At 67.4% G+C, this 8451-nt stretch carries 8 protein-coding genes; 1 reads left to right on the top strand and 7 read right to left on the bottom strand.

The features are described from left to right. From C666_RS17675 to C666_RS17700, 6 genes are all read right to left on the bottom strand, one after another. On the bottom strand, positions 1–1013 hold a 1013-nt coding region (locus tag C666_RS17675), incomplete at its 3' end, for a TRAP transporter substrate-binding protein (RefSeq protein WP_004346030.1). A gap of 44 nt (positions 1014–1057) precedes the next feature. Beyond that, positions 1058–1903: an HpcH/HpaI aldolase/citrate lyase family protein gene (locus C666_RS17680; protein WP_004346032.1), complete on the bottom strand. Its 846-nt coding sequence runs from the start codon at positions 1901–1903 to the stop codon at positions 1058–1060. Then, positions 1903–3108: a CaiB/BaiF CoA transferase family protein gene (locus tag C666_RS17685; protein WP_004346035.1), complete on the bottom strand. Its 1206-nt coding sequence runs from the start codon at positions 3106–3108 to the stop codon at positions 1903–1905. Before C666_RS17685 ends, C666_RS17680 begins: the two co-directional genes overlap by 1 nt. A gap of 10 nt (positions 3109–3118) precedes the next feature. Further along, complete coding sequence (locus C666_RS17690; protein ID WP_004346037.1) at positions 3119–4489, bottom strand: MmgE/PrpD family protein; 1371 nt, start codon at positions 4487–4489, stop codon at positions 3119–3121. A 22-nt stretch (positions 4490–4511) separates the two neighbouring features. Continuing rightward, the gene (locus tag C666_RS17695; RefSeq protein ID WP_004346039.1) at positions 4512–5678 is read right to left on the bottom strand and encodes an acyl-CoA dehydrogenase family protein; all 1167 of its coding nucleotides are present in this window, start codon (positions 5676–5678) and stop codon (positions 4512–4514) included. A gap of 147 nt (positions 5679–5825) precedes the next feature. Further along, positions 5826–6671, bottom strand: a complete 846-nt coding sequence (locus C666_RS17700; protein WP_004346042.1) for an HTD2 family dehydratase — start codon at positions 6669–6671, stop codon at positions 5826–5828. Positions 6672–6845: 174 nt separating this feature from the next. Between C666_RS17700 and C666_RS17705 the strand changes: the two genes are divergently transcribed. Then, positions 6846–7808, top strand: a complete 963-nt coding sequence (locus tag C666_RS17705; RefSeq protein ID WP_004346044.1) for a LysR family transcriptional regulator — start codon at positions 6846–6848, stop codon at positions 7806–7808. 138 nt (positions 7809–7946) lie between these two features. Here the strand turns inward: C666_RS17705 and C666_RS17710 are convergent. Continuing rightward, on the bottom strand, positions 7947–8451 hold a 505-nt coding region (locus C666_RS17710), incomplete at its 5' end, for an electron transfer flavoprotein subunit alpha/FixB family protein (RefSeq protein WP_004346046.1).

Raw genomic sequence — 8451 nt, forward strand, 5'->3', positions numbered from 1 at the left:
TCGAAGCCGGTGGCTTCGTAGATCGACTTGATCGTCGTCGCACCCACGCGCGATTCCATCTTCTTGTGCACCGGTAGCAGCGCCTTGATGAACGCCGCGCGTTCCGCGTCGCTCAGCGCGTGGATCTCGGTTCTGCCCGAGGCGCGCACCGCCTCCAGCATCTGGTCGTTTTCTTCCTTGGCGATCTGGTTGGCGTAGTCGGTGGCTTCGTCCATCGCCTTCTCGAGTTGCCCGCGCACGTCCGCGGGCAGGCCGTCCCAGAAGCGCTTGTTGGTGATCACCGCGTAGCCGATGTAGCCATGGTCGGTCAGGGCCAGGTGCTTCTGCACCTCGTGGACCTTCTGTGTGAAGTAGTTCGACAGGGTGTTTTCGGTGCCGTCCACGACGCCGGTCTGCAGCGCCTGATAGACCTCGGAGAAGGCCATCACCTGCGGCAAGGCCTTCACTTCACGCATCTGCTCCTCGAGCACCTTGGACGACTGGATGCGCAGTTTCTTGCCGCGCAAGTCCGCCGGCGCCCTGATCGGGGTGTTCGCGCTCAGCGCCTTGAAGCCGTTGTCCCAGTAGGCCAGGCCCTTGATGCCGCGCGGCTCCAGCTTGTCGAGCAACTGCTGGCCGACGGCGCCCTTGGTCACCTTGTGCAGGGCCTCGTAGCCGTCGAAGATGTAGGGCAGGTCGAAGACCTCGAACTCGCGCACGCCCAGCGGGCCGAACTTCGACAATGAAGGCGCGAGCATCTGCACCGCGCCCAGTTGCAGCGCCTCCACCTCTTCCTTGTCCTTGTACAGCGTGCTGTTCGGGTAGACCTCGATCCTGACTGCGCCATTGGTGTATTTCTCGGCCAGTTCCTTGAACTTGTCGGCCCCTTTGCCCTTGGGCGTGTCCTGCGCGACGACGTGGCTGAACTTGATGACGATCGGCTCGGCGGCGACGGCGAGCGTCGACAAGGGCGCCAAGGCCAGCGACAGCGCGCTGCCGATCAGGGTACGGCGAAGTTGGGAAAATTTGCTCATGGTCTCCTCCTGCTTGTTGTAAGAACGACGGTAAAAACTGGACATCAGAGGCCGAAGGTGGCGGCGACGGCCAGGACACGCTCGGCGCGCGAAATGACAGGTGCATCGACCATCCGCCCCTCGACCACCGCGGCCCCTCCGCCCGCGGCGGCGGCGGCCTGCTGCACCGCGTGCGCCCACTGGATTTCACTGGCAGAGGGAGTGAACGCGGCCGCCGCCACCTGTACCTGGCTGGGATGGATCAGCAACTGCCCGCCGAAACCATGCCGGCGCGCGCGCGCGGCATAGCGCTGCAGCGCCTGGGCATCGCCGATCACGGTGAACACGCCGTCCACCGGCGCCGGCAGGCCGGCACGCTGGCTGGCGAGCACCAGCAGCGCGCGCCAGGGCAGGAAGACGAGCTCCTCGGCGTCGGCCTCGTCCGGCACCAGGTCCAGCTCGACCGCCAGGTCGAGCTTGCCGAACACCAGGCGGGCGCAGCCTTCCGCGCCGGCGATTTCGCGCAGCGCCTCCAGCCCCGCCCCCGTCTCGATGATCGCCAGCACCGGCTTGGCGCTGCCACTGTGGGCATGGCGCACCTGGGTGGCGCTGTCGGCCTTCGGCAGCATCACCCCGGCCACGCCCGCATGACGACAGGCTTGCAGGTCGTCCCCATGCCAGGCGGTGCCGGCGGCATTGATGCGCACCACCACCGCCGCATCCGGGTTGGCGTCCAGCCAGGCCAGCAGCGCCTGGCGCGCCCCCGGTTTGTCGGCGGGCGCGACCGCGTCCTCCAGGTCGACGATGACCACGTCGGTGCCGGAGGCGAAGGCCTTGGCGATGCGCTCCGGCCGGCTGGCTGGCACGAACAGGAAGCTCCGGGCCCGCGCCAGATCGAGTTTTGCTTCCATCACACCACCTTCCTTGCATGCAGGCCGGCGGCGCGGCCGCCGTAGCCGAGTTCGTCGAGGATCGCGTCGGTGTGGGCGCCGAGCGCCGGCACCGGGTCCATGCGCGCCGGATGGTCGCCGCCCATACCCGGCGGCTGCAGCGCGGGCAGCAGCCCGGCCGGCGAATCCACCGTGGTCCAGCGCCGGCGTGCCTGGAGCTGGGGATGCAGCCAGATATCGTTCATCGTGTTGACGTTGGCATTGGCGATGCCCGCCTGATCGAGCCTGGCGAGGACATCCTCGGCGCCGTGGCCGGCAAATGCCTGCTCGATCAGGGCGCGGAGCGCTTCGCGGTTGGCCACGCGCTGCGCATTGCTGACAAAGCGCGCATCGGCCGCGAGCTGCGCATCGCCGAGCACCTTGTCGCAGAACACTGCCCATTCGCGCTCGTTCTGCAGGCCGAGCATCACCGTACGGCCATCGCCCGCGCGGAACGGGCCGTAGGGGTAGATCGTGGCGTGCGACGCGCCGCTGCGCCTGGGGGGTTCCTGGCCGCCGTAGGCGTAGTACAGCGGGAAGCCCATCAGCTCGACCATGGCATCGATCATCGCGATCTCGATGCGGCGGCCGCGCCCCGTCCTGCCACGTTCGATCAGCGCCCCGAGGATGCTGGTATAGGCATACATGCCGGCGGCGATGTCGGCGATCGAGATGCCCGCCTTGACTTGCTCGTCGGGCGTGCCGGTGATCGACAGAAAGCCCGACTCGCTCTGGATCAGCAGGTCGTAGGCCTTCTTCTCGGTATAGGGGCCGCCATCGCCGTAGCCGGAGATGTCGCACACGATGATGCGCGGGTCGTTCCGCGATAGCGCCTCGTATGACAGCCCCAGGCGGGCGGCCGCGCCGGGCGCGAGGTTCTGCACCAGCACATCGGCCTTGCCCAGCAGCTTCTGCAGGATTTCCTGCGCCTCGGGCTGCTTGAGATCCAGCGTCAGGCTCTCTTTCGAGCGGTTGACCCAGACGAAATGCGAGGCCATGCCGTCGACGCGGTGGTCGTAGGCGCGGGCGAAATCGCCGACGCCCGGACGTTCGATCTTGATCACCCGGGCGCCGAGGTCGGCCAGGTGGCGGGTTGCGAACGGCGCAGCGATGGCGTGCTCGAGCGAGACGACGGTCACGCCTTCGAGCGGCAGCGGCCCGGCTTGCGGCTTGTGGGTGTCGGTCATGGTCGGCCCCTCAGGAAGATGGAAGAAGCGCGCCGATGTGGGGCGCGGTACGCAGTTGCCACACGCGCCCGATCAGGGCGTCGATCTCGGCCGGGCTGGCGGCGCCGGAAAAGGTCGCGAGGCGCCGCGCCTTGTCCGCGAGTTCGGCGCGCGACAAGGTGTTGCCCGGGTCGCCCCTGGGTTCGTCGATCGCGCCCTCGAAGCGGGCGCCCGAAACCGTCCTGACCTCGACCCGACCCAGCCAGCGCTTGGGGTAGGCGGCATCGACCGCGTCGTCGAGCGTCATACCGACCTTGTCGCGGAAGGCGGCCACCGCCGGGTCGCTCAGCGCGTGGTCACGGAAGCTCTCCAGGCTGGCGTCCCCATGCACCGCGAGCAGGCCCAGTACCGTGCCCATCGAGAACTTCGCCTGATGCACGGTCGTCGGCACATCGACGACGCCGAGCACGTCGATCGCGCCCTTGTGCACGCGCGCCAGCACCGACTCGATGTCGCCGTGGGCGAGCCCCTCGCGCTGCATCACGATCTGCAGCGCATCCGCCGCCGGGTGGGTGTGGCGGCACGAGGCGTGGAACTTGAACGAGGTTTCGAGCAAGGCCCAGCGGCTGCCGAGCCGGTCGCCGAGGCGCGCCGGATCGGCATCGGACGACATACCCGCGGCCATGCCCTTTTCGCCGTCGAGAATGCGCCGCGCGGCGGTCACGCCGTCACGCGCGAGATAGGCCGCCACCAGGCCGCTGGCCGCCGCATGCGCGGTGTGGAGCTGCTTGGAGTCGGCCGCGTCGCGCAGGAACTCCCACAACCCCGCCGCCTGGGTGCCGGCCGAGCCGATGGCGTTGCGCATCTGCTCCGGCGGCAGCTTCAGCACATGCCCGGCGGCGACAGCGGCCGCCAGCGTGCCGACCGTGGCAGTAGTGTGGAAGATGCGGTAGTGCGAACGGCCGAGGAATTCGCCGATGCGGATCCCCGCTTCGTAGCCGGCCACGCAGGCCGCGATGAATTCCTCACCCGAAGCCCCCGTGTCCTGCGCCGCTGCCAGCGCGGCGGGAAACACCACCGTCGCCGGATGCAGCACCGAACTGTTGTGCAGGTCGTCCTGCTCCACCAGGTGCGAGGACGCCGCGTTCACCCAAGCGGCGAAGTACGGCGAGGTACGGCCACGGCTGGCCAGCGCTTCCGCCTGCCCGCCGCTCGGGCCCATCGCACGGGCGAAGGCTTCGAACCGGGGCAGCGGATGCATGCCTTTCGCCGCCAGCGCGGAGGCGATCCAGTCGAGGAAGAGTTCTTCGCAGCGGTCCACCACCGGCGCGGGCAACTGCTCGTAGCGCAGGCCGGCGACGAAGGCGCACAGTGCGTCGGCGGGCGTGTTCTGATCGATCATCGCGCAAGCTCCCTGGCCGGACTCAGAACGAACGCGGCAGCCCGAGCAGGTGCTCGGCGACGTAGGAGAAGATCAGGTTCGTCGAGATCGGCGCCACCTGGTACAGGCGGGTCTCGCGGAACTTGCGCTCGATGTCGTACTCGTTGGCGAAGCCGAAACCGCCGTGGGTCTGCATGCAGACGTTGGCCGCTTCCCACGAGGCCTTGGCGGCGAGGTACTTGGCCATGTTGGCCTGGGCACCGCAGGGCTGGCGGGCGTCGAACAGCTCGCAGGCCTTGAAGCGCATCAGGTTGGCGGCCTCGATCTCGATGAAGGCGTCGGCGATCGGGAACTGCACGCCCTGGTTCTTGCCGATCGGGCGGTCGAAGACGACGCGGTCATTGGCGTACTTCACCGCACGTTCGATGAACCAGTAGCCGTCGCCGATGCATTCGGCGGCGATCAGCGTGCGCTCGGCATTCAGGCCGTCGAGGATGTACTTGAAACCCTTGCCCTCTTCGCCGATCAGGTTTTCCTCGGGAATCTCGAGGTTGTCGAAGAACAGCTCGTTGGTCTCGTGGTTGACCAGGTTGGGGATCGGCCTGACGGTCAGGCCCTTGCCGACGGCGTCCTTCAGCTCGACGATGAAGATCGACATGCCTTCGGATTTCTTCTTGACCTCGGCCAGCGGCGTGGTCCGTGCCAGCAGGATCATCAGGTCCGAGTGCTGGACGCGGGAGATCCACACCTTCTGGCCATTGACCACGTAGCGGCCGTCCTTCTTCACCGCGACGGTCTTGATCCTGGTGGTGTCGGTGCCGGTGGTCGGCTCGGTGACCGCCATCGACTGGATGCGCAGCTTGCCGGCGGCGATGTCGGGCAGGTACTTCTCCTTCTGCGCCTTGCTGCCGTTGCGCAGCAGCGTGCCCATGTTGTACATCTGGCCATGCACCGCGCCCGAATTGCCGCCCGAGCGGTTGATCTCTTCCATGATCACCGACGCCGCCGTCAGCCCGAGGCCGGAGCCGCCGTACTCCTCGGGAATCATCGCCGACAGCCAGCCGGCGCCGATCAGGGCATCGACGAAGGCTTCGGGGTAGCCGCGCTGCTCGTCGATCTTGCGGAAGTATTCATCGGGAAACTCCGCGCACAGGCTGCGGATCGCATCGCGGATTTCCTGATGCTCGTCGGGGGTGTTCAGAGTGGACATCGCTGTCTCCTGGTTGAAGGCGGGGAAATCGCGGCACAGGCGATCCCCTGCGCCGCATCGCTGAAGCGCATCAGTCAAGAATCAATCGGGCTGCCGCGCTGCTGCCCTGTGCGGGCCCGGCGGCGGGAAAGGAAGCGCCGAGGGGCGCTACTCGAAGCTAGCGGCGGCCTTCATCGTCATGCGCCCGTTCTCGTCGGTCCACAGTTCGGCTGAACCCGGCGCGGTGACGCGGCCGCACACATCGAAGCAGTGGGTATCGAACAGCGGCCCGACCGCCCGGAACGAGAAGCGCGTGATGCGCTTGTCCGGATGGGCCTCGCGGAAGGCCTCGAGCAGCAGGGTCGCCGTCAGCGGGCCGTGGACGATCAGCCCCGGATACCCTTCGACTTCCGTCACGTAGGGATGGTCATAGTGGATACGGTGGCCGTTGAAAGTCAGGGCCGAATACCGGAACAGCAGCACCGGGTCCGGATCGATGCGGAGGCGAAAACCACATCCATCCGGAACGGACTCGCCGGCCGGCTTGCCGCCGCCGGACGCGGGATTGCGATAGACGATGTCGTGCTCCTCGATCAGCGCCACGCCGCCGGCCCCGGAGATCGTATGTTCGACCGTCACGAACACCAGATCGCCCGTCCGGCCGCTCTTGCGCTCGCAGCGCAGGATCCGGGACACGCGATCGATCTGCTCGCCAATGCGCAAGGGCTGCAGGAAACTCAGGCGCCCCCCGGCCCACATCCTGTTCGGCAGGTCTACAGGCGGCAGGAAGCCACCGCGCCGCGGATGCCCGTCCGGGCCGATTTCGCTGGCCCGTGTGTTGGGCGTGAAGTAGGCCCAGTGCCACAGGGGCGGGAGCACATCCCCCATGCCCAGCAGCGAAGGCTCGTGGTCGAAGGTCGCCGCCAGCGCCTGCGCGATGCGGAGATCGACGCGGTCGCTGCGCAGTTCCTCCCGGCCGACCCATGCCGACAGGTCGACACCCGCGCTTTCCATCCGACCATCCATAAGCCCTCCTTTTGTACGCATATTTTTTTCTGTTCCCGTATCATCGACTCCGCTTCGAGCGATCACAATTCGCCATTCCTTTACCCTGCCTTCACAACAACCGAAGCCACGAAAGCGCATCGAAGCCATACCATTCGAACGGATGACACCCGAAACGACGGCATGAACATCGATCTGCGCGACCTGACCCTCTTCAGCCTCATTGCGGAAACCCAGAGCCTGACGAAGGCCGCCGAACGCAACTACCTGTCGCTTCCTGCGGTCAGCGCGCGTGTGAAGAACCTCGAAGCCAATGCCGGCGTACGGCTGCTGTACCGTACCCCCCGCGGCGTCGCCCTGACGCCGGCGGGCCAGAGCCTGCTGCGGCATGCGCGCACGGTGCTGAACGAGATCGAGCACATGAAGTCGGAGCTGCAGCGCTTCGGCGAAGGCGTGCAGGGCAGCATCCGGGTCTTCGCCAACACCACCGCCGTCACCGAGTTCATGCCCGAGGTGCTCGCCACCTTCCTCGCCGCCCACCCCAAGGTGGACGTCAATCTGCAGGAGCGCCCCACGTCGGAGATCATTCGCGGCGTACTGGATGGCACCACCGACCTGGGCATCACCTCGGGCCCCGTCACCGCCGACGGGCTCGAACTCCACACCTTCAGCACCGACCGCCTGGTCCTGGCCGTCACCCCGGGCCATCCGCTCGAAGCGCTGGACACGGTCCACTTCGCCGACATCATCGACTACGACTACATCGGCCTGCACCAGGGCAGCACGCTGCAGGCCTTCGTCGACCAACTGATGCAGAACGCACGGCGGCGGCTGCATATCCGGGTCCAGGTGAGCAACTTCGAGTCGGTCTGCCGGATGGTGGAAGCCGGCGTCGGCGTCGGCATCGTCCCCGAATCGGCCGCGCGGCGAAACAGCAAGACCATGGAGATATCGATCAAGACACTCGACGAGGAATGGGCGCTGCGCGAGCGCCACGTCCTGTCGCGTTACGGCGACTCGCTGCCGAGCTATGCGCAGGCCCTCATCGACAGCATCATGAACTACCCGGGACATGCGGCGAGCCGCGCGGCGCGCCCGCCCGCCTCCGAGCCTCACGCCGCCCAGCCTCCCTCTGCGGCGCGCTGAAAGGGCTGCAAAAAAAGCTCGGCAAGCCATGCTTGCCGAGCCAAGGATCGCTCCGGAAACCCAGGGGGAGAGAGGGCTGTGATCTCCGGACGAAACGAACGGCGGCACGAAAGGCCGCCGTGCCTGAAGCAGCCTGGATCAGACCGCCGCAGTCAGTTGGGGCACCACCTCGAACAGATCCCCCACCAGCCCGTAGTCGGCCACCTGGAAGATCGGCGCTTCCGGATCCTTGTTGATCGCCACGATCACCTTCGAGTCCTTCATCCCCGCAAGGTGCTGGATCGCCCCCGAGATGCCGATCGCGATGTAGAGCTGCGGCGCGACGATCTTGCCCGTCTGGCCCACCTGGTAGTCGTTGGGCACGTAGCCCGCATCGACCGCGGCGCGCGAGGCGCCCAGCGCCGCGCCAAGCTTGTCGGCCAACGGCTCGAGCAGCTGCTGGTAGTTCTCGCCGCTGCCCACGCCCCGCCCGCCCGAGACGATGACCTTCGCCGCCCCCAGCTCGGGACGCGCGCTCTTGATGAGCTCGCGGCTCACGAGCGAGGCCACCCCCAGGTCGGCCGCGGCCACCACCGTCTCGAGCGCAGCCGCACCGCCTTCGGCGGCGGCGTCGAACGCCGTCGTGCGCACCGTGATGACCTTG

The organism is Thauera linaloolentis 47Lol = DSM 12138, assembly GCF_000310205.1.
GTDB lineage: Bacteria > Pseudomonadota > Gammaproteobacteria > Burkholderiales > Rhodocyclaceae > Thauera > Thauera linaloolentis.

Excerpts from the sequence above, each read along its gene's own strand:
- C666_RS17685 (WP_004346035.1), bottom strand. The coding sequence starts at position 3,108 with ATGACCGACACCCACAAGCCGCAAGCCGGGCCGCTGCCGCTCGAAGGC.
- C666_RS17690 (WP_004346037.1), bottom strand. The coding sequence starts at position 4,489 with ATGATCGATCAGAACACGCCCGCCGACGCACTGTGCGCCTTCGTCGCC.
- C666_RS17680 (WP_004346032.1), bottom strand. The coding sequence starts at position 1,903 with ATGGAAGCAAAACTCGATCTGGCGCGGGCCCGGAGCTTCCTGTTCGTG.
- C666_RS17705 (WP_004346044.1), top strand. The coding sequence starts at position 6,846 with ATGAACATCGATCTGCGCGACCTGACCCTCTTCAGCCTCATTGCGGAA.
- C666_RS17695 (WP_004346039.1), bottom strand. The coding sequence starts at position 5,678 with ATGTCCACTCTGAACACCCCCGACGAGCATCAGGAAATCCGCGATGCG.
- C666_RS17700 (WP_004346042.1), bottom strand. The coding sequence starts at position 6,671 with ATGGAAAGCGCGGGTGTCGACCTGTCGGCATGGGTCGGCCGGGAGGAA.